The sequence below is a fragment of the Phenylobacterium sp. genome (assembly GCF_036501465.1).
Taxonomy (GTDB): Bacteria; Pseudomonadota; Alphaproteobacteria; order Caulobacterales; family Caulobacteraceae; genus Phenylobacterium.
Genome location: NZ_DASYAF010000159.1, coordinates 82946 through 102549, shown reverse-complemented (window position 1 = coordinate 102549; position 19604 = coordinate 82946). Strand labels below are relative to the sequence as shown.

General features: G+C 69.4%; 20 protein-coding genes. 10 read left to right on the top strand and 10 right to left on the bottom strand.

What is annotated here, in order from left to right:
• Positions 1-19 precede the first annotated feature (19 nt).
• The 3 genes from VGL85_RS18695 to VGL85_RS18685 are packed head-to-tail and all read left to right on the top strand — an operon-like array spanning position 20 to position 3163.
• Positions 20-1453 carry a sulfatase-like hydrolase/transferase gene (locus VGL85_RS18695; RefSeq protein ID WP_331590518.1) on the top strand — a complete coding sequence of 478 codons (1434 nt, stop codon included), beginning with the start codon at positions 20-22 and terminating at the stop codon, positions 1451-1453.
• An 8-nt stretch (positions 1454-1461) separates the two neighbouring features.
• The gene (locus tag VGL85_RS18690) at positions 1462-2262 is read left to right on the top strand and encodes an SDR family oxidoreductase (protein ID WP_331590517.1); all 801 of its coding nucleotides are present in this window, start codon (positions 1462-1464) and stop codon (positions 2260-2262) included.
• Between the two features lie 19 nt (positions 2263-2281).
• Positions 2282-3163, top strand: coding sequence for a crotonase/enoyl-CoA hydratase family protein (locus VGL85_RS18685; RefSeq protein WP_331590516.1), 882 nt, complete (start codon positions 2282-2284; stop codon positions 3161-3163).
• Here VGL85_RS18685 and VGL85_RS18680 read toward each other — a convergent pair.
• Positions 3160-5061, bottom strand: coding sequence for a tetratricopeptide repeat protein (locus VGL85_RS18680; protein ID WP_331590515.1), 1902 nt, complete (start codon positions 5059-5061; stop codon positions 3160-3162). The two genes, VGL85_RS18685 and VGL85_RS18680, sit on opposite strands and share 4 nt — an antisense overlap.
• A 121-nt stretch (positions 5062-5182) precedes the next feature.
• Between VGL85_RS18680 and VGL85_RS18675 the strand changes: the two genes are divergently transcribed.
• The 3 genes from VGL85_RS18675 (at position 5183) to VGL85_RS18665 (ending at position 8987) form a co-directional block, all read left to right on the top strand.
• On the top strand, positions 5183-7378 hold the full coding sequence (locus tag VGL85_RS18675; protein ID WP_331590514.1) for a TonB-dependent siderophore receptor: 2196 nt from the start codon (positions 5183-5185) through the stop codon (positions 7376-7378).
• 10 nt (positions 7379-7388) lie between these two features.
• Entirely contained in the window at positions 7389-8069 is a 681-nt protein-coding gene (locus VGL85_RS18670) for a Fe2+-dependent dioxygenase (RefSeq protein ID WP_331590513.1), read from the top strand.
• Between the two features lie 306 nt (positions 8070-8375).
• Complete coding sequence (locus VGL85_RS18665; RefSeq protein WP_331590512.1) at positions 8376-8987, top strand: Crp/Fnr family transcriptional regulator; 612 nt, start codon at positions 8376-8378, stop codon at positions 8985-8987.
• Between the two features lie 38 nt (positions 8988-9025).
• Here VGL85_RS18665 and VGL85_RS18660 read toward each other — a convergent pair whose 3' ends face one another.
• The 7 genes from VGL85_RS18660 to VGL85_RS18630 all read right to left on the bottom strand — a co-directional run bounded on the left by VGL85_RS18660 (position 9026) and on the right by VGL85_RS18630 (position 15710).
• Entirely contained in the window at positions 9026-10267 is a 1242-nt protein-coding gene (locus VGL85_RS18660; RefSeq protein ID WP_331590511.1) for a beta-ketoacyl-[acyl-carrier-protein] synthase family protein, read from the bottom strand.
• Between the two features lie 13 nt (positions 10268-10280).
• Entirely contained in the window at positions 10281-10535 is a 255-nt protein-coding gene (locus tag VGL85_RS18655) for an acyl carrier protein (protein WP_331590510.1), read from the bottom strand.
• 155 nt (positions 10536-10690) lie between these two features.
• The gene (locus VGL85_RS18650) at positions 10691-11812 is read right to left on the bottom strand and encodes a peptidogalycan biosysnthesis protein (RefSeq protein WP_331590509.1); all 1122 of its coding nucleotides are present in this window, start codon (positions 11810-11812) and stop codon (positions 10691-10693) included.
• Entirely contained in the window at positions 11812-12684 is an 873-nt protein-coding gene (locus tag VGL85_RS18645) for an alpha/beta hydrolase (RefSeq protein WP_331590508.1), read from the bottom strand. Before VGL85_RS18645 ends, VGL85_RS18650 begins: the two co-directional genes overlap by 1 nt.
• Positions 12681-13610 (bottom strand): arginase family protein, encoded by a 930-nt coding sequence (locus tag VGL85_RS18640; protein WP_331590507.1) that lies wholly within the window; start codon positions 13608-13610, stop codon positions 12681-12683. The genes VGL85_RS18645 and VGL85_RS18640 overlap by 4 nt, the downstream gene beginning before the upstream one ends.
• Positions 13611-13624: 14 nt before the next feature.
• Positions 13625-15016, bottom strand: a complete 1392-nt coding sequence (locus tag VGL85_RS18635; RefSeq protein ID WP_331590506.1) for an aspartate aminotransferase family protein — start codon at positions 15014-15016, stop codon at positions 13625-13627.
• A 31-nt stretch (positions 15017-15047) separates the two neighbouring features.
• The gene (locus VGL85_RS18630; RefSeq protein WP_331590505.1) at positions 15048-15710 is read right to left on the bottom strand and encodes an MtnX-like HAD-IB family phosphatase; all 663 of its coding nucleotides are present in this window, start codon (positions 15708-15710) and stop codon (positions 15048-15050) included.
• A gap of 283 nt (positions 15711-15993) precedes the next feature.
• On the opposite strand from VGL85_RS18630, the gene VGL85_RS18625 reads away from it, so the two are divergent.
• Positions 15994-16278 (top strand): hypothetical protein, encoded by a 285-nt coding sequence (locus tag VGL85_RS18625; RefSeq protein WP_331590504.1) that lies wholly within the window; start codon positions 15994-15996, stop codon positions 16276-16278.
• A 10-nt stretch (positions 16279-16288) separates the two neighbouring features.
• On the opposite strand, the gene cysK is transcribed toward VGL85_RS18625, so the two are convergent.
• A complete protein-coding gene (cysK, locus tag VGL85_RS18620; RefSeq protein ID WP_331590503.1) occupies positions 16289-17344 on the bottom strand; it encodes a cysteine synthase A in 1056 nt (351 codons plus the stop codon).
• A 126-nt stretch (positions 17345-17470) separates the two neighbouring features.
• Between cysK and VGL85_RS18615 the strand changes: the two genes are divergently transcribed.
• A complete protein-coding gene (locus VGL85_RS18615; protein WP_331590502.1) occupies positions 17471-18109 on the top strand; it encodes a sulfotransferase family protein in 639 nt (212 codons plus the stop codon).
• A 15-nt stretch (positions 18110-18124) separates the two neighbouring features.
• Here VGL85_RS18615 and VGL85_RS18610 read toward each other — a convergent pair whose 3' ends face one another.
• The gene (locus VGL85_RS18610) at positions 18125-18322 is read right to left on the bottom strand and encodes a hypothetical protein (protein WP_331590501.1); all 198 of its coding nucleotides are present in this window, start codon (positions 18320-18322) and stop codon (positions 18125-18127) included.
• Positions 18323-18649: 327 nt separating this feature from the next.
• On the opposite strand from VGL85_RS18610, the gene VGL85_RS18605 reads away from it, so the two are divergent.
• Both VGL85_RS18605 and VGL85_RS18600 read left to right on the top strand, forming a co-directional pair.
• Positions 18650-19057 carry an OsmC family protein gene (locus VGL85_RS18605; RefSeq protein ID WP_331590500.1) on the top strand — a complete coding sequence of 136 codons (408 nt, stop codon included), beginning with the start codon at positions 18650-18652 and terminating at the stop codon, positions 19055-19057.
• A 79-nt stretch (positions 19058-19136) separates the two neighbouring features.
• Positions 19137-19601 carry a (2Fe-2S)-binding protein gene (locus tag VGL85_RS18600; RefSeq protein ID WP_331590499.1) on the top strand — a complete coding sequence of 155 codons (465 nt, stop codon included), beginning with the start codon at positions 19137-19139 and terminating at the stop codon, positions 19599-19601.
• The last annotated feature ends 3 nt before the right edge of the window (positions 19602-19604 follow it).

The following is a 19604-nucleotide window of genomic DNA, read 5'->3' as shown; positions in this document are numbered from 1 at the left end:
GATGAATTGGAAGCGGGGTTTGAGTGCGCTCTCGGCGGCGGCTGTCCTGGCCGCCCCTACCGCCACAGCCCTGGCGGAAGCGACGCTTGAGCGGCCCCCGGAAAAGTCATCCGAACGGCTCCAGGACCACCCAAACATCATCGTCATCCTGGCCGACGACATGGGCTATGGCGACCTGAGCGTACAGGGCGCGAAGGACATCTCCACGACGCACATCGACGCCCTTGCCGCCCAGGGCGTGCGGCTCACCGACTACTATGCCAACCAGCCGGTCTGTGCGCCGAGCCGCGCCGGGCTGATGACCGGGCGCTATCAGGAACGGTTCGGCTTCGAGACCAATCCCGGCGCCGAGCAACGCACCTCCACGAGCTTTGGCCTGCCGCGCGACCACAAGACGCTGCCGGAGCGGTTGAAGGACCTGGGCTACGCCACCGGAATGGTCGGCAAGTGGCACATGGGATTCACGCCGACCAACCAGCCTACCGCCCGCGGCTTCGACAGCTTCTTCGGCTTCCTGGACGGCGCCATGGCCTATGTTCCTGGAGGGAACGGCGGCAAGGCGCTGATGCGGGGAACTCAGCCCGCGCCGATGGTCGCCCACACGACCGAGGCCTTCACCGACGAGGCCGTGAAATTTATTGACGCCAACAAGGACCGGCCGTTCTTCCTCTATGAGGCTTACAACGCCGTCCACGCGCCCCTGCAATCGACCAAGGCCTACCTCGACCGGTTCGCCTCGGAAAAGGACCCCAAGCGGCGCACCCACCTGGCGATGGTGGCAGCGCTGGACGAGGGGGTCGGAAAGATCGTCGAGGCGGTCGATAGGGCCGGCCTGTCGAAGAAGACCCTGATCGTCTTCATCAGCGACAACGGCGGACCCACCTGGCAGACGACATCGTCCAACGGCCCGCTGAACGGGGTGAAGGATCTGACCCTGGAGGGCGGCATCCGGGTGCCTGCGATCTTCCGCTGGCCGGGGCGCCTGCCGCAAGGCAAGGTCGTCCATTCGATGGCCATGGAGTTCGACGTCACGGCGACCGCTTTGGCGTTGGCGGGGGCGCACGCGGACCCGATCATCGAGGGTAGGAACCTGATGCCCTACCTGACCGGGGCGAAGACCGGCGATGTGCATGAGCGGCTGTTCTGGCGGATGGGCCCCCAGGCGGCCGAACGCCAAGGGTCCTGGAAGCTGGTCAAGGCCGAGGATGCCTACTGGCTCTTCGACCTCAGCCACGACATCGGCGAACATCACGATCTGGCGACAGCCAACCCCGCCAAGATGAAGCAGATGCGCGCCGAGTTCGACGCCTGGTCGGCCCAAATGGCGACCCCGCAGTGGGAGGCGCGGATCGACAAGGCCCCCGAGGGCAAGCTGAAGACCCTGGTCAGCAACTACATCAAGGGCCTGCCGGTGGAGCCGAGGGAGCTGCTTTATGGCGGCGGGCCGGAGTAAGCGCGGCCATGGAGATCACCGGAAGGGTCATCGTCATCACCGGCGCCGCCAGTGGCATCGGCGCGGCCATGGCGCGGCGCTTCGCCGCCGAGGGCGCCCACGCCCTGGTGCTGGGGGACATCCAGGCCGATCCCTTGGGGACCTTCGGCGAAGTGCTGCGCGCCGCCTTCCCGGCCGTGCTGGTGGTCACCCAGCCCTGCGACGTGACCCGCGAGGCGGACATCCAGGCCCTGGCGGCGGCGGCCATCGACCGCTTCGGCCGCATCGACATCTATTGCTCGAACGCCGGCCTGGTGCTGGACGGCGACGAGAGCGCGCCCGACGAGGTCTGGACGCTGAACTGGAACATCCACGTCATGGCCAACGTCTGGGCCGCGCGCGCCGTGATCCCGGACATGGCCGCCCTGGGCGAGGGCTACTTCCTCATCACCGCCTCGGCGGCGGGCCTGCTCACCTCCCTGCCCTCGGCCTCCTATGCGGTGACCAAGCACGCCGCCATCGCCCTGGCCGAGAAGCTGGCCATCGACCACGGCGACCACGGAATCCGCGTCTCGGCGCTTTGCCCGCAGGCGGTGGACACGCCCCTGATGCAGGGCCGCCTGGGCAAGGGTGCGGCCCTGGACGGAGTCGCCACGCCCGAGGAGGTGGCCGACTGCGTTGTGCGGGGCCTGGCGGACGAGCGCTTCCTGATCCTGCCGCACCCCAAGGTGCGCGACTATTTCGCGGTCAAGGCCACCGACTACGAGCGCTGGCTGGCCGGCATGCGCCGGGGTCTCGCCAAGGTCCGCGCCGCCAACGATCCCGGTTGATTTCCGCAAGCGAGCCGCCATGCCCAACCCGACCTTCGAGACCCTGCTCTATGATGTCGCCGACGGGATCGCGACGATCACGCTGAACCGGCCCGAGCGGATGAACGCCTTCACGCCGAAGATGGCGTTGGAGCTTGTCGCCGCTTTCGATCTGACCGACGCCGACGACGCGGTAGGCGCGGTGATCGTCACGGGCGCGGGCCGCAGTTTCTGCGCCGGGGCGGACCTGGGCGGCGGCGGCGGGACCTTCGGCGCGAACCGCGAGGCCGAGCGGCTGGCGGCCGGCGACACCGAGGACGTCACCCGCGACGGCGGCGGCCGCGTGACCCTGCGCATCTTCGACAGCCTGAAGCCGGTGATCGCCGCGGTGAACGGCGCGGCGGTGGGCGTGGGGGCGACCATGCAGCTGGCCATGGACGTCCGCATCGCATCGGACGCGGCCAAGTACGGCTTCGTCTTCGCCCGGCGGGGCATCACCCCGGAAGCCTGTTCCTCCTGGTTCCTGCCCCGGCTGGTGGGAATCTCAACGGCGCTGGACTGGTGCTATTCCGGCCGGGTGTTCCCGGCCGCCGAGGCGCATGACCGCGGCCTGGTGCGCTCGCTGCACGCGCCCGACGACCTGATCCCAGCCGCCCGGGCGATCGCCCAGACCTATCTGGAAGCTTCCGCGCCGGTCTCGATGGCGCTCACCCGTCAGTTGATGTGGCGCGGCCTGACCCTCGATCATCCCATGGAGACGCACCGGGCCGACAGCCGCGCCATCCGCGCCCGCGGCGCCTCGGCCGACGCCCAGGAGGGCATCAGCGCGTTCCTTGAAAAGCGCGACGCGAAGTTCCCCGACAGGGTCTCCGCCGACGTGCCCGACGTCTGGCCGCAGTGGGAGCCGCCGACCTACCGTTAGCGGGCCGACGTCGCCAGCAGGTGGGCCTCCAGCGCCGGGATCGCCGAGACGCGGTTGAGTCCCGGCAGGCCGTCACGGAGCGACCGGCGCGCGGCGCCGCGGGCTCCGGTGTCGGTCCCGAGCGTGACGGCGACCTCGACATAGTCCGCCCGGGTCGCACAGACGAGGCGCGCCAGCCCGACCGCGCGCAGCATCGCGACCGCGTGGCGCGCCCGCAGGGTCACGCCCTCCAGGGTCACCGCCGGCAGGGCGTGGGCGAAGGCGTCGAGCAGGGAATTGCAACCCGACCAGCCGATGCTGTCGAGGAAGACGTCGGCCGCGCCCATGGCCGCGCGATAGGCGTCCGGCGCCAGCCGCGGCAGGATGATGACGAAGCGCTCGGCGTCCAGCCCGCGCCGCGCGAAGGCGGCGGCGAGACGGTCTCGGAAGCGCCGGGTGAGCGGAGGGCTGCCCGGATATTCGACGAAGACGAACCGGCTTTGGGGAACCCGCGCCGCGATCTCGGCGAACACCCCATCGTGCTGCGGCAGGTATTTGGAGAGCGATTGGCCGCACCAGTAGACAACCGCCGCGTCCGGCAGTCCCAGGGCGGCCCGCGACGGGACCGGCGCGTCGCAGGCCGGCGCGGAGAATTCGCTCGACAGGCCCGGCAGGCGCACCAGGGTTTCGGCGTAGCTGGCGTCCGCGCCCGCCGGCTCCATCGCCTCGCTGCTGAGGTAGTGGTCGATGGTCGGGTAGCCGCTGGTCACCGGATGGCCCCAGGAGGCGGACTGGGCCGGCGCCAAGCGCAGGGCGGCGAGTCTGGCCGCCATCGGGTCCATGCCGATCTCCGGATAGATCAAGGCGTGCGGCCGGACCCCGGCGATCGCCGACAGCCAGTCGGCCAGCGGCAGCGGCCCCTGGACGAAGCGGTCGAACAGGCCCCGGGCGCGGTCGGTCTCGGCGTCGCAAACCGCGCCAGTGTGGAAGCCGATGAGCTCGAAGCGGGCGCGGTCGAGGCCTTCCACCCAGCCGCGCGTCGGCAGCCGCCAGACCGAGTGGTCGCGCAGATAGCCGCAGACGATCCCGACCCGCAGGCGCTCGCCCGGCGCCGGTGGATCGGCCAGGGGCGCGGCGGGATGGGCCGCCGCCATCGCCGCGCAGACCAGGGCGCCGTAGCGGCGCTGCAGCGCCACATCGTTGCGGCCCTGGTAGGCGAGTTGGAACGGCTGGGCGGCGCCGACGCCGGCCGCCAGCGCCGCTGGCCCGACCCGCTCGGCGTGGGTGATGAGGGCGTCAAGTTCGCCGCCATAGGCCGCGCGCCGCCGGTCGATCTCCTCCTCGGTCTCATACAGCGGCGAAAGATGCGCCATCGGCAGTGCGAACCGCGCCGCCGCCAGGTCGGGCGCGCGATTGATCACCTCGCGTAGTAGCGCCACGGCCGCGTCCGTCCGCCCCTCGTCCTTGCGCACGGCGGCCAGATTGTAGAGCGCGTCCACGAAGCCGGGTTGCAGCGCGCTGGCCCGCTCGAAGCCGGCCGCCGCGCCGGCCAGGTCGTCGAGGTCCTTGAGCGCCACGCCAAGGCTGTTCAGCAGTTGGGGGTCCTCGGCGATCTCCAGCGCCTGGCGATAGGCCGCCACCGCCAACTCGGTCCGGCCCGCGCGGCGGTGCGCGGCGCCCAACCAGAGGCCGGCGGCCGTGGCCTGCTCCGGCGTCCCGTGCGCGATCGCCTGTTCGAGCAGGTCCACGCACTCCGCGTCACGCCCGGCGCGGCCGGCGATCTGGGCGAGCAGGCTGAGGCTCGGCACATGATCCGCCGCCACGGCGAGCGCGCGGCGCAGCAGCGCCTCGGCCGCGTCCAGCTCGCGCGCCTGGAACCGCTGGATCGCGTCGGAAAACAGCTGTTCGGCGTCATCCACCCGCAGAGCTTCCCTTTCCGTCAACCAAGCGACTTGCAAACCCTCTGCATAACGGCCTATGGCGCGGTCATACAGACAACGTCGCCGTGCGCCGGCGCAAGAAGACCACCGAGGGGAGACCATGGCCAAGGACGATCCCACGCCCACCATCTCGCGCCTGCCGCAGTTCGCGGGCTCCATCGCCGCGGCGCTGTTCCTCTGCGACGCCGGCGCCGCGCTCGCCCAGGAGACCACCTCGGTCAGCGGCGTCACCGTCAAGGGCCAGCCGCCGGAGGGCTATAAGGCCGACCAGCCGACGCTCAGCAAGCTCACCGAACAGGTGATCGACACACCGCAGATGCTCAGCATCACCCCGCGCCAGGTCATCGAGGATCGCGGCGCGACCAGCCTGACCGATGTGTTCCGCAACAGTTCGGGCATTTCGCTGGGCGCCGGCGAATCGAGCTGGATGGGCACCAACCTGTCGATCCGCGGCTTCAACGCCCGCAACGACATGTATCTCGACGGCATGCGCGACTTCGGCAGCTACACCCGCGACCCGTTCGACTTGGAGGAGGTCGAGCTGCTGCAGGGCCCGTCGTCGGTCCTGTTCGGCCGCGGCTCGACCGGCGGGGTGGTCAACCAGGTCTCCAAGGCGCCCAGCCTGCAGGGCTTCGTCCGCGCCGAGGCGGTGGGCGGGACCGATGACATGGCGCGCGGGACCATCGACCTCGACGCGCCGGTCCAGGCGCTGGGCGACACCACCGCCGTGCGCCTGAACGCCATGGCGCACACCCAGCAGTTCACCGACCGCGACGTGGCCCGCTACCGCCGCGAGGGCGTGGCGCCCAGCGTGGCCTTCGGCATCGGCACGGCCAACCGGCTGACGCTCGATTATCTCTACCAGTGGGAAGACGATATCCCCGACTATGGCCTGCCCTACCTGCGCGGCGCACCTGCACCGGTTCCGCGCGACAACTTCTACGGCTTCGAGAGCGACTATCTGCGCACCCGGGCGAACATCGCCACGGCGAAGTTCGAGCACGATTTCTCGCCCGACATCACCTTCCGCGACCAGCTCCGCTACGCCGACTACGGCCGCCATTGGCGGGACATGGAGCCCCAGGTGATCACCGCCGGGGTCACGGCCGCGACGCCGATCTCGGCGATCCAGGTCAACCGCGCCCTGCAGGGCGGCACCAGCCGCGAGACCTTCCTGCAGAACCAGATGGATGTGCTGGCCACCTTCCACACCGGCGCCATCGAGCACCATCTGGCGGCGGGCTGGGAGGTCGGGCCGGAAAGCTCCAAGCCGACCTATGACAACGGGCTGAACATCCCGGCCACCTCGCTGCTGACGCCCGACGAGAACCAGCCGTTCTCGGGCATCGACTTCCCGCGGGTGAAGGTCTCCACCACCGCCAACACCTTGGGCGCCTATCTGATCGACACGCTCAAGTTCGGGCCCCAGTGGGAGGTTTCCGGCGGCGTGCGCTGGGACCGCTTCGAGTCGCACTACGTCGCCCAGTTCTTCGGCGCCACGGCCGCGACCGTGAACCAGCCGACCACCCGCCAGGACGTCAAGCAGACCGACGAGAAGCCGAGCTGGCGCGGCAGCGTGGTCTACAAGCCCATGCCGAACGGGACGATCTATTTCGACTATTCGACCTCATTCAATCCGTCGGCCGAAGCCCTGTCCCAGATCGTCGCGGTGCGCTCGTTCAACGTCGGCAACATCGGCCTGGCGCCGGAGACCAACGAGACCTTCGAGGTCGGGACCAAGTGGAACCTGCTGGACGCCCGCCTGCAGCTGCAGAGCGCGATCTTCCGCGAGGAAAAGACCAACGCCCGCGTGCCCGACCCCACCAACACCGCCTTCAACATCCTGGCCGGCGACCAGCGGGTCGACGGCGCCGAAATCGAGCTGGCGGGCAAGCTCACCGACGCCTGGGCGGTCAGCGCCGGCTACACCTACCTCGACGGCAAGACCATCAAGACGGTGACGGGCGGCCCGCCGCTGGGCTCGCCGCTGTTCAACGCTCCGAAGAACAGCGCCACGCTTTGGACCACCTACCAGCTGCCGATGAACGTCCAGGTCGGCGGCGGGCTGAACTATCTGTCGCGCCGCTTCGCCTCGCTGAGCACGACGCCGTTCACCAGCGTTCCGGGCTACACGACGATCGACCTGATGGCGAAGTGGCAGGCGACGCAGCACATCCGCGTGCAGGTCAACCTCAACAACCTGACCGACAAGTTCTACTACGACCAGATCCACGGCTTCCACGTGGTTCCGGGCGAAGGCCGCACGGCCCTGTTCACCCTGGCCTACAGCAACTAGCCTTCGCGGCATGCTGTTGCACATCGAGGGCGTCCTGAGCGCGGAGGACCTGGCCGAGTGCCGGAGCGCGCTCGCCGACGCGCAATGGGTCGATGGGCGCGGCACGGCCGGCTTCCTTTCGGCGCCGGTGAAGCAGAACCTGCAGCTCCACTGGCAGGATCCGGCGGCGGTGCGGCTGGGCGAGCTGGTGCGCGCGCGGCTGGAGCGGAACCCGATGTTCCTGTCGGCGGCCCTGCCGCAGACCATCCTGCCGCCGCTCTTCAACCGCTACGCCGGCGGCGGTCACTATGGCCCCCACATCGACGGCGCGATCCGGCCGGTCGACGGCACGAACCGGCGCATCCGCACCGATCTGTCGATCACGGTGATGCTGAGCGATCCGGCCGACTACGACGGCGGCGAGCTGGTGATCGGCGACCTGATGGGCGGCCGCGCGATCAAGCTGCCGGCCGGCGATGCGATCCTCTACCCCGCCACCACCATCCACGAGGTGCGTCCGGTCACCCGGGGCGAGCGAATCGCCGCCTTCACCTGGGTGCAGAGCGTGGTGCGCGACGACGGCGAGCGGCAGTTGCTTTTTGAGTTCGACGCCGCGCTTCAGCAGCTGCCGGCGGGCGGAGACGGCGACAGCGCCAAGTTGCAGCTCACGAACCTCTATCATCGGCTCCTGCGGCGCTGGGCCGACCTCTAGGCCGGTTACTGGAGGTAAAACGCCTTGAAAGAAGGCGCTTTTTCCACACAGGGCCGCCGCCTTTCCAACATTTCGCGAGACGAGACGGCCAGCGCGCTCGAATTCGGGAACCTTCATCGGTGACCTGAATTACAGCTAACTAACCTATGTGAAGGGCCAGGTCGGGGAGGACATGTTTGATGCGTCGCCATGACAGTAAGTCCACTGCCGGATTCGAGGGCCGCTGGTCGCTCCGCGCCCCTCGAAGCGGCGCTGGCGAGTTATGCCGCGCTCAATCCTGAACACCTCGCGCTCGTCCGAGACGGATTGGGCGCGCCGCGCAGCTACTCCGCCGACTCGGAGATCAGCCGCGGCGAAAGCGCGGGCGACCACCGGCCGATCCTGATCGCCAGCGGCTGGGCCGCCATCACCGCCACCCTGGAGGACGGCCGCCGGCAGATCATTTCCCTGCTGATCGCCGGCGACATCCTGGAGCCGTTGCTGGACCTGCAACCCGGGCTGGCGGTCACGGCGCTGACCACCGTCGTCACGGTGGACTCCAGCGGTCTCGTCTCAACGCTGCGCGAGCGGCTCGCCGGCGACTTGCGGCCGCTGGCGGAGGCCTGGGCGCGGATGCGCCAGGCGGTCCAGGCCAGGCTGCTGCGCCAGGTCGTGCGGCTGGGCCGGCTGTCGGCCTATGAGCGCACCGCCGAGCTGATGGTCGACCTGCACCGCCGCCAGCGCCGTTCCGGCCTCGCCGACGAACAGAGCATGCCGCTGCCGCTGACCCAGGAGATGCTGGCCGACCACCTGGGCCTGTCGGTGGTGCACGTGAACCGCATCCTGCAGCAGCTGCGCCGCGAAGGCCTGATCGTGTTCCGGGCCGGACGGATCGTGCTGCCGGACCTGCCGCGCCTGACCCAGGCGACCCGCCGCTAGACGTTGTTCATCGTAAGCGGGAAGGGCTAGCCCGCCGCTCAGGCGGCGGCGAACATCAGGGCGACGTTCAGGCCGCCGAAGGCGAAAGCGTTCTGCAGCAGCAGCTTCGAGGCGATGGGACGCGCCTCGCCCAGCACCAGGTCCAGGTCGCAGGCCGGGTCGCGTTCGTTGAAGTTCTGGATCGGCGGGGCCAGGCCCTCCTTCAGCGCGCGCAGACCCAGCGCCGCCTGCAGCACCGCAGAGCCGCCGATCAGGTGGCCGTGCGCTGACTTTGTCGCGATCACCGGCAGCTTACGGCCGGCTTCGCCGAACACCTCGACGATCGACTGGGTCTCGGCCGCGTCGTTCAGCGGCGTGCCGGTGCCGTGGGCGGAGATCAGGATGTCGTCGCGCCAATCTTCAGCTTTGGCGGACGCCTTGGCCATGGCGACAGCCTGGCGAACGGCGCGGGCCTGGCCCTCCGGCGAAGGCTGGGTGATGTGGAAGGCGTCCGACGACATGCCCCAGCCGACCAGCTCGCCCAGGATGGTCGCGCCGCGCGCGCTGGCGTGGTCCCAGGACTCCAGCGCCATCACCGCGCCACCCTCGCCCAGCACCATGCCGTCGCGGTCGGCGCTGAACGGGCGGCAGGTGGTCGGCGACATGGCCCGGATCGCGTCCCAGGCGCGCACGCAGCCGGCGGTGGAGATGGCCTCGCTGCCGCCCACCAGGGCGCAGTCCACCTGGCCCATGGCGATCATCGCCGCCCCCTGCGCCACCGCGTGGGCGGACGAGGCGCAGGCGCTGGACACGGCGAACACCGGACCCTTGACCTCGAAGGCCATGGCCGCGGCGCTGACGCCGGCGCTCACCATCACTTTCGGAACGGTGGACGGATGCAGGCGGGGCGACTTCAGGCCGAAGAAGCGCTCATAGCCGGCCTCAAGCGTCGCCAGCCCGCCCAGGCCGTGGCCGAAGATCACAGCGGTGCGCTCTTCCAGCACCGGATGGCCCCTGAGGCCCGATTGCGCGAGCGCCTCGATGGCCGGAGCCAGCACCAGCTTGGCGAAGGGATCGAGCCCGCCGGCCGTCGGCTTGCCGAGCGCCGCGTCCATCGCCGCTTCATAGCCTTCGGCGACCCGAGCCATGGGCAACTCCAGCCCGCCCGGCCCATAGGGGCTGTCGCCCATCACGCAGCGTTCGATACCGCCGCGGCCGGCGAGCACGGCCTGCCAATTGTCTTCCAGCGAGGCTCCGAGCGCCGAGATCGCGCCCAGCCCCGTCACGGCGATGCGGGTCACGGAACGTCCTGTCCTAGGCGGCCGCGGCTTCGGCCTTGGCCTTCACCTTGTCCATCAACTGGCCGAGCGTCTTGCAGTCGGTGAGTTCCTCGGCCTCGACCAGGATGCCGAACCGCTCCTCCACCTCGAAGAGCACGCTGATCACGTCCAGCGAGGCGATGCCGAGGTCTTCCAAGTTGGCCTCGCGGCTCAAGGTCGCCCGGTCGATCAGGGCTTCCTTGGAGATCACGTCGAACAGCTCGTCGTCGCTGGGGATCACTTGGGCCATGGCGATGCTTTAATCCGTAATAACCGCCGCCACAAACGCGACCTCTTGCTGCGGACGCCGCCGCGACCGCGCAACCTCAACCTGGGGGTCCGGCGCGTCAAGACAAGGGCGCCGGCGCCCGCAGATCATGGCTCGACCGTGCCCTGAAGCCACATTCATGGAGCCCTGTTCCGCGGCGCCGGGTCGGCGGCGAACAGCGGCGCGAAGCCCTGCATCACCGCGTTCACCAGGGGATTGCGATGGCGGAACCAGATCGCGGTGCGGGTCAGCTCGCAGCCCAGCCGCAGCTTGTTCTCATAGGCCGCCTGGCCCGGCTGGTAGAGCTTCAGCCCACGCTCCAGGCAGAGTCGGACGTTGGTGAACCAGCTGACGAAATAGAGATTGAGCGCCCGGCCCCGCACAGGCTCCATCAGGATGTACTTGTCGACCAGCGTCGCCTCGTCCTGCAGCAGCAGGTTGCCGCCGATCAGGGTCTCGCCCTCCCAGTAGAGCACCCAGAAGGCGCGGCCCGGCATGGCCTTCGGCACGCCCTCGAAATAGGCGGCGGTCAGCTCCTCGAAGGCCATGTCGGCGCGCTCGCGGGTGGCGGCGTAGAAGCCCATCAGCCGCTCGGCGACGTCGGCGATGTCCTCACGCACCTCGATGCGCAGCTTCGGCAGCACGCGCAGCTTGCGGCGCATATCCTTGCGGGCCGTGTAGGAGAGCCGGGCGAAGTAGGCGTCGAGGTCGGGGAAGTCGATCGGCAGGACGGCGATCGGCAGGCTGGCCATGGGCCGGTAGCCCTGGGGCCGGGCGGCGGCGGCGAACAGCGCGCCTTGCGGCTCGGCCACGTCCTTGAGGGCGAAGAGGCCACAGCGGCGGGCCCGGGCTTCAGCCTCGAAGGCCCCTATCAGCACCGAGAGGTGCATCGCGCTCATATCGGCGGTCATCGCGGGCCAGAGGCCGAGCCCGGGCGAACCCGTGCAGGGCGAGCCCATGCCCGCCAGCTTCAGCTTGAACGCCTGTGGAAAGATGCGGCGCACGCCCTGGACAAGCGCCTTGCCGGGGCCGACCAGGGTGGTCTCTAGGGCATAGTCGGTCAGGAACATCGGTGCTGCGGCGACCAGCAGGCCGTCGTCTTCCAACAGCACATAGCGCCAGGCGAAGCCCGGTAGCCCGGCCTCCTCGACGGCCAGCAGATAGTCGTAGCTCTCCAGCGGATCGGGGCGCTTCAACGCCTCCCATTGCGCGCGATCGGCAGCCCGCAGGCTGGTCACCACTCGCTGGGTGTAGGGCATCAAGCGGGGACAGCCATGTCCGCTGCTGGAACCGCCTGGGCGGCGCCGAAGAAGTCGGCGGTGATCGCGGCCAGCTTGGCGTGTTCCCGGTCCACGTGGATCATGTGGTAGCTGTCCTCCATGACCACGACCTCGGTCCGTCCGCCCAGGGCGGCGGCCAGGCGGTGGGCGTTCTTGAGGTTCGCCATGTCGTCCTCACGCGCGTGGGCGACCAGCACCGGCGCCTTGATCGTGGGCGCGACCGTCTCCACGCGCCGGGCCAGGCGATAGAGCTGGTACATGCAGCCCAGCGGCATGCGGTCGAGCGCGCCGGGGATCAGCGAGTCGATCGAGCCCGCCAGCGCCTGCATCTTCGGATCCTTGAATCCGAACGGATGCGGCATCGCGAAGCTCAAGCTGCGCAGGCCCGGCAGGTTGGCCACCGCCTGGATCAGCGGCGCGCCCAGGGTGATCTTCGGCATGTTCCAGCCGTCGTATTCGAACAGCATGGAATAGACCGCCGCGCCCTTGATCTGCGGATACCGCGCGCAGAGCTCCAGGCCGATGGCGCCGCCGGCGCAGATGCCGGCCACATAGACCTCGTCCACTTCCCGCGCGAAGGCCTCGTAGGCGGCGGCGGCCGAGTCCACCCAGTCGCGCCAGTCGGTCTTCAACAGGTCGGCTTCGGTGCCGCCGTGGCCGGCCAGCATGGGGCCGTAGAGGCTGAAGCCCTTCTTGTGCAGCACCCGGCCGACCGGCTTCATCTCCTGCGGCGCGCCGGTCAGGCCGTGGATCAGCATCACACCCTTGCCGGTGTCGCCGAGGATCCGGAAGCTGCGGTCTTTGACGCCCGGCGGCAGGAAGGCCGCGGGGGTGTTGAAGGGGGCGTTCAAGAGGCTCCTCCCCGAGACGCTGGGGCGAGCACCTGGAGAAGCTCGAGGTTGACGTTCTCGTTGGCGGCGCGGGCGGTGGGCGCGGGTTTCGACCAGGGCTGGTCCAGCAGGGCCTCGCCTTGCTTCATCAGGGTCGCGATCGGTCCCCCGCCATAGACTGCCGGCGACCAGTCGCCCACCACGTCGGCGCCGATCAGGCGATGGTTGGCCAGCACCGCGATCAGCCGTTTGAGGAAGCTGAGGCTCGTGCGGCCCTGGTCCCAGTTGGTGGCGGCGTCGGACGAGCGCAGCACGTCCTTGTCGATGGTGACGTAGACGGCGTCCGTCCCGATCCGCCCCGCCAGCAGGCTGGCGAAGGCGTCTTCGCCCACCGCCTCGATGGTCGGCCATTCGCGGCCGCACAGGCGCACGGCGTCCGCCCCATCCGGCGCGCGATAGGCGTAGAGCTCCAGCCGGTCACCCGAGATCAGTTCAAGGTCGGCGCGGCGCGGGCTGGGCCCCTGGATATCGCGGCTGCAAACGCCCACGGTAATCACCTTGGCGACCTTCGGCATCCGCGCCGCCCAACCGACCCAGGAGCCGCAGTGGACGCCGTTTTCGAACCGCACCCAGTCCGGATGGTTGTCGAAGTGCAGCACCGTCACCGCAGGCGCGTCCGACGCCTCCAGGGCGCGCTCCAGCAGCAGCGGGCTCACGTGGTGGAAGTCGCCCGAGCCGGTCATCACCAGGGCCGCGCCGTCGGCGGCCGGCAGCGCCTCGCGCAACCGCGCCCGCAGGCCGTCGATCGCCTTGGGTCGGCTCCACAGCCGCAGCGCCGGGCCCAGGTCACGCGCCTCCACGGCCCGCCCGCCGGCCGCCGCCACACGCCCCGCGAGCGCGTCCTGTCCGATCAGCGCCGTGTCGAGATGGAGGAGCGCCGCCCGCATCGCCCCTTCGCCGGTCAGGCCTGCACGCAGCGGCGCAGCAGGGCGTCGAGCAGCTTCAGCGCCAGGTCGATCTCCTCGTGGGTGATGTCCAGCGAGGGCGCGAGCGTGATGACATTCTTGTAGTAGCCGCCGACATTGAGGATCAGGCCCATCTTCTGGCCGTCCACGTCGAGTTCGCCCCGCAGGCCCTCGGCCACCATCCGGTCCATCAGCGCGCGATCCGGCGTGAAGCCGTCCGCCTCGCAGAGCTCGCAGCGCAGGGCCAGGCCCAGGCCGTCCACGTCACCGATCTGCGGCCAGCGCTTCTGCAGGTCCTGCAGCCCCTCCAGGAAGTAGGCGCCTTTCTCCGGCACGCTGCGCTCATAGCCCGCGTCCATGGCCATTCGCAGGGTCTCCAGCGCGATGGAGGTGCCGAGCGGATTGGCGTTGAAGGTCGAGTGCGTGGAGCCCGGCGGGAAGACGGTCGGGTTGATGAACTCTTCCTTGGCCCAGATGCCGGAGAGCGGGTTCAGGCCGTTGGTCACCGACTTGCCGAAGATCATCACGTCCGGCGTGACGCCGAAGTGCTCGATCGCCCACAGCTTGCCGGTCCGGTACATGCCCATCTGGACCTCGTCGACCACCAGCATGACGCCGTATTGGTCGAGCACCTTCTTGAGGTCCTTGAAGAAGTTCTTGGGCGGGATGACATAGCCGCCCGTCCCCTGCACCGGCTCGACGTAGAAGGCGGCGAACTCGCTCTGCTCAGCCTTCACGTCATAGACGGCGTGGAAGTCGCTTTCGAACAGGCGGGCGAAATCGGCGACGATCTTCTCCCCGTACTCTTCCTTGCTCATGCCCTTGGGGCCACGGAAGGCATAGGGGAATTCCACGAAATGGGCCGTGTCGCTGAAGTGGCCGAAGCGGCGGCGATAGCGGTAGGACGACGTCACCGTGGACGCGCCCAGGGTGCGGCCGTGATAGCCGCCCTGGAAGGCGAACATCCGGGTCCGGCCGCCGGCGGCGTTGCGCACCAGCTTCAGGGAATCGTCGACCGCCTGGGCGCCGCCGACGTTGAAATGCACCCGGCCCTTGGCTCCGAACCTGGCCTCCGCGTCGCGGGCGATCAGGGCGGCCAGCTCCACCTTTTCGCGATGCAGGTGCGACGAGGCGACCTGCGGCAGGCGGTCGAGCTGGCGGTGCATGGCCGCCACCAGGCGTGGGTTGCGGTAGCCGAAGTTGGCCGTCGAATACCACATCTGCAGGTCCAGATAGGGCCGGCCCTGGGCGTCGAACATGTAGCTGCCGTCACAGCTCTCGAAGAACTTCGGCTGGTCTACGTAATGGACCGTGTCGCCCCACGAGCAATACTGGGCGTCGAGCTCTCGCAACTCGGCTTCGCTCAGGGGGGCGGCGGCGTCGTACATGCAGGAAACTCCAAAGGAACTCTGTTCAGAGTCAGGCCTTGGCCGTCTCGCCTAGCATGGTGGGGCGCGCGCCCACCAGCATGGCCAGCCTACGCCTAACATCATGGAAGGTGTCGAAGGGATAGTAGCTGCGACCCTGGGCCGCGCAGTGCTCGGCCAGCGCGCCCTTGGCGAACAGGATGTCGGCGCGCCCCGAGACGCAGAAATCCGAACGGCCGTCGCCCACATAGACCATCGGCGCCTCGCCCGCGGAGACCGCGCACTTGCACACGCCGGAGCCCGCCGCGCAGCCCGCCTCGCGCCAGGGCAGTTCGAGGCGCCACGCGCCCGGCTCGCCCGCCAGACGGTTGGCGGTGGCGGTCAGCTGGTCCAGGCCGTGGCGGGTGAGGATGCGGTCGATGAAGCGGTCGACGCCGTCGCTCACGATGCCGATCGGGAAGCCGTTGGCCTCGCACCAGGCGACGAACGCCGGGAAGCCGGGATCGAGCTGCACGCTGTCCAGCACCGCGTCGAGTTCGGCCTGCGAGCCGCCCACCAGGGCGATCTGGCCGGTCATGCAGTCCGCGCCGGAGAGCTTGCCGGCCAGCCAGGCGTCCTGCAGCGCCGCCCACTTGCGGTCGGCCAGGCGCTCCAGCACCAGGTCGGTCGTGTCCTGGCGCGTGATCGTGCCGTCGAAATCGCAGATGATGCGCATACGTTCCCGCGGCTCAAGAAAGCCGGCCCGCCCCGTCGAATAATGACGCCATAAGCGCCGCCCCACCTCAGAAGCGATTTATCTAGGCATTCAGTCCAGCCACCGATAGCCCACCGCGGCCCAGCCGAGGATGAGGGGTGGCGTCGCAGGCGCCGCGACTCAGCTAGGCTTCTCCCCGTTCGCCGCGCGGTTGCGGCCGCCGGAAAGCACAGCCTTGGGGGACTCGCGCGTGACCGAAAGTTCTGTTTTTGTTCTTGGCCTGACGTCCTCAGGGAGAGCGGACATGGCCGACGGCGCGATCCACCCGGTTCACGATTCCTGGTTCACCGGTCCGCGGCTCGATCAGGCGCTCGCGGCGCGCTCCAGTCTCTGGGCGATCTGCGGCTGCGGGCGCGAGGCGGCGATCGACCCGAAGCCGTGGGTCGGCCAGGGCCTGGCCCGCCAGGCGGTGGCCAACCTGGAGACCCGGCTGCGCTGCGTCTGCGGCGCGCGCCGCGCCCACCTGGAGATCCGCGGCCTGTCCGAGGCGCCGGGCGGCCAGACCGGCGGCATCTTCGCCTTCCGGTGAACGCGGGCCCCTAAGCCGGCGCCTTGGCCTCGGTGAACATCGGGGAGGAATTGAAGATCGCCTGCTCCTCCTCGGTCATGTCCACCGGCGTGTCGGCGAACAGCGGGGTCGAAAGATAGCGCTCGCCGGTGTCGGGCAGCATGGCCAGGATGGTCGAACCCTTGGGCGCCTCGGCGGCGACCTTCAGCGCGCCGGCGAAGGTGGCGCCGGAGGTGATGCCGCAGAACACGCCTTCCTGCTTGGCCAGCGCCTGACTCTGCGCCATGGCCTCGGGGCCGGCGACCTGCACCACCTGGTCGAACAGGTGAGCGTCGACCGCGTCGCCGGTCAGCTTGGGGATGAAGTCCGGCGTCCAGCCCTGCATCGGGTGCGGCTTCCAGGCCGGATGGCCGGCGGCGGGCGTGCCGTCGGGATGGCGCGCCTGGGCCTCGCCCGACGAGATCAGCGCCGCGTCGGTCGGCTCGCAGACCACGATCTTGGTCTTCGGGCTCTTCTCGCGCAGCACCCGCGCCACGCCCTTCAGGGTGCCGCCGGTGCCATAGCCCGTGACCCAGTAGTCCAGCTCGCCGTTCGGGAAATCCGCCAGGATCTCCTCTGCCGTCGTCTTCGAGTGGTAGTCGGGGTTGGCCTCGTTCTCGAACTGCCGCGTCATGAACCAGCCGTGGGTCTTGGCCAGCTCGATGGTCTTGTCGATCATGCCGACGGCGCGCAGGGCCGAGGGCGTCAACACCACCTTGGCGCCCAGGAAACGCATCAGCCGGCGCCGCTCGATGGAGAAGCTCTCGGCCATGGTGACCACCAGCGGATAGCCCTTGGCCGCGCAGACCATGGCCAGGCCGATGCCAGTGTTGCCGCTGGTGGCCTCGATCACCGTCTGGCCGGGCTTCAGCTCGCCGGATCTCTCCGCCGCCTCGATGACGCCCAGCGCCAGGCGATCCTTCACCGAGCCCAGCGGATTGAACGCCTCGACCTTGACGTAGAGGTTCACGCCGGGCGGCGCGAGGCGGTTGATCCGCACCGCCGGCGTATTGCCCACCGCGCCCAGGATGCTGTCGAACTTGGCCATCGCAAATCCCCTTCAAGACCGGGCGCGACTGAAATCCCCGCGCTCGGCGGAGTCAAATGAACCTGGTCCTTGAGGCCGCGAGAACTTCGGGCCAAGCTTGCAGCGGACCTCAAAGGGGGCAAGGCCATGACATTGAAGGTGATCGGGGCCGGCTTCGGCCGGACGGGGACGCTGTCCCTCAAGCTGGCGCTGGAGATGCTGGGCGTCGGCCCCTGCTACCACATGATGGAGGTGTTCAAGAATCCGCTGGCGTTCGACTGGTGGTACGAGGCGGCCCAGGACCCCGCCCATGCCGACTGGGGCAAGATCTTCGCCGGCTACAATTCCACCGTCGATTGGCCCAACGCCACCTACTACAAGGAACTGGCCGACGCCTATCCGGACGCCAAGGTGATCCTTACCGAGCGCGACCCGGACTCGTGGTTCGAGAGCACTCAGGCGACGATCTTCAAGAACCCCTACGAAGGCGACGTCGGGTTCCCGCGGATGGTGCGCAAGGTGGTCGGCGAGCTGTTCGATCAGCACCTGCATGACCGCGACCACTGCATCGCGGTCTACAAGGCCCATAACCAGAAGGTCCGTGAGACCATCGCGGCCGAACGGCTGCTGGTCTACCACGTGGCTGACGGCTGGGCGCCGCTGTGCGCCTTCCTGGGCGTGCCGGTTCCCTCGGAGCCGCCGCCCAAGGTCAACTCGCGTGAGGAGTTCGCCTCCAGGGTCGCCGCCAGCGGCCCGCCGCACCTACAGGAAAACGAACCGGCTTAGCGTGCCCGGGGCGGCTCAGTCGTCGAGCGGTGAAGCGTCGCCGCTGGCGCCGGGCTGGATCTGGCCGAGGTCGACGCCGGTGTCGAGGCCGCGCCCCGGGGTCTCGCGCCCTAGCTTGGCCTTGTTCACGTCCGCGCCCTGCTGCGGCGGGCGCGGCGCACGTGGGCGTTCCCCGGACTTCGGGTCGGTGTGGTCTTGCGGATGGCCGGTCATGCTGTCCTCCGTCTGAGGCAGGAAGAACAAGGCCGCGCGACGCTCCGTTCCCCGCACAACGCAAAAGACGCAAGGCTCCGAAAGGAAAACGGCTCCCCCGCGCGGGGCGAGGGAGCCGTGAAACGACACCGGAAGACCGGGGGGTATGTTGGCCCTCGGCGTCGATTGTTCGCTGCGGGCAGGCTCGGGGGGAGGAGAAGTCCGCTCGCCGCACGACGCCAATCTGGCGGGGGTCCGCGGCGCGAGTTGGGCCGCTTCGTATCGTTTGTGTCTCGAAACGGCGGTGAATTGGCGGCATAGCGAAACAAGTCGCGACAGGAGACCCCGATGGCCGAAGCCCGCGTGGTGAGCGCCGACGATCCCGGCAAGGGCGGGCTGCAGATGATGCTGGCCGCCGGGCCGGCCCGCATCGTCGCCGACCAGCCGCTGGAGGCCGGCGGCCTCGACCTCGGCCCGACCCCGCATGAACTGGTCTCCGCGGGCCTGGCCGCCTGCGCGACCCAGACCCTGCGCCTCTACGCCAACCTGAAGGGCTGGCCGCTGGGCCATGTGCACGTCGCCGTCGCCCACCGCAAGGATGAGGCGCAAAGCCCGCCCGACGCCTTCGAAGTGACCGTCAGGCTGCAGGGTCCCCTGTCGCCGGAACAGACCGAGCGGCTGCTGCAGATCGCCGACCACTGCCCGGTCCACCGCATGCTGGCGGCCGGCGCGCGGGTGACCACAGCGGTGGGCTGAAGCCAGGCGGAGGCCGGCAGTGTCGTTTCCCGCCGCCAGGGAGTAGGCTGCGCCGCGTCCGCAGTGGCAGGAGGCGCCGATGATCACCCTCACCGTCAACGGCCAGCGCCATGAGCTGGATGTGGAAGATGACGCCCCGCTGCTCTGGGTGCTGCGCGATGAGCTCGGGCTCACCGGCACGAAGTTCGGCTGCGGAATCGCCCAGTGCGGCGCCTGCACCGTCCACCTGAACGGCAAGGCCCAGCGCACCTGCATCCTGCCATCGAAGGCCGCTGAAGGCGCGCAGATCGTCACCATCGAGGCCCTGTCGAGCGATGGCCGCCATCCGGTGCAGCAGGCCTGGCTGGAGGAGGACGTGCCCCAGTGCGGCTACTGCCAGTCCGGCCAGATCATGGCCGCCGCCGCCTTCCTGAAGGCCCATCCCCGGCCGACGGACGCGGATATCGACGCCGGCCTCACCAACCTGTGCCGCTGTGGGACCTATCCGCGGATCCGCAAGGCCGTCCATCGCGCCGCGGACATCGCGGCCAAGGTGAAGGTGTGAGGC

Bases quoted from the DNA above. Each gene is read 5' to 3' on its own strand.
- VGL85_RS18615 (WP_331590502.1), top strand. From the start codon at position 17,471: ATGACATTGAAGGTGATCGGGGCCGGCTTCGGCCGGACGGGGACGCTG.
- VGL85_RS18625 (WP_331590504.1), top strand. From the start codon at position 15,994: ATGGCCGACGGCGCGATCCACCCGGTTCACGATTCCTGGTTCACCGGT.
- VGL85_RS18670 (WP_331590513.1), top strand. From the start codon at position 7,389: ATGCTGTTGCACATCGAGGGCGTCCTGAGCGCGGAGGACCTGGCCGAG.
- VGL85_RS18605 (WP_331590500.1), top strand. From the start codon at position 18,650: ATGGCCGAAGCCCGCGTGGTGAGCGCCGACGATCCCGGCAAGGGCGGG.
- VGL85_RS18635 (WP_331590506.1), bottom strand. From the start codon at position 15,016: ATGTACGACGCCGCCGCCCCCCTGAGCGAAGCCGAGTTGCGAGAGCTC.
- cysK (WP_331590503.1), bottom strand. From the start codon at position 17,344: ATGGCCAAGTTCGACAGCATCCTGGGCGCGGTGGGCAATACGCCGGCG.
- VGL85_RS18655 (WP_331590510.1), bottom strand. From the start codon at position 10,535: ATGGCCCAAGTGATCCCCAGCGACGACGAGCTGTTCGACGTGATCTCC.
- VGL85_RS18630 (WP_331590505.1), bottom strand. From the start codon at position 15,710: ATGCGCATCATCTGCGATTTCGACGGCACGATCACGCGCCAGGACACG.
- VGL85_RS18640 (WP_331590507.1), bottom strand. From the start codon at position 13,610: ATGCGGGCGGCGCTCCTCCATCTCGACACGGCGCTGATCGGACAGGAC.
- VGL85_RS18600 (WP_331590499.1), top strand. From the start codon at position 19,137: ATGATCACCCTCACCGTCAACGGCCAGCGCCATGAGCTGGATGTGGAA.
- VGL85_RS18650 (WP_331590509.1), bottom strand. From the start codon at position 11,812: ATGCCCTACACCCAGCGAGTGGTGACCAGCCTGCGGGCTGCCGATCGC.
- VGL85_RS18690 (WP_331590517.1), top strand. From the start codon at position 1,462: ATGGAGATCACCGGAAGGGTCATCGTCATCACCGGCGCCGCCAGTGGC.
- VGL85_RS18675 (WP_331590514.1), top strand. From the start codon at position 5,183: ATGGCCAAGGACGATCCCACGCCCACCATCTCGCGCCTGCCGCAGTTC.
- VGL85_RS18685 (WP_331590516.1), top strand. From the start codon at position 2,282: ATGCCCAACCCGACCTTCGAGACCCTGCTCTATGATGTCGCCGACGGG.
- VGL85_RS18610 (WP_331590501.1), bottom strand. From the start codon at position 18,322: ATGACCGGCCATCCGCAAGACCACACCGACCCGAAGTCCGGGGAACGC.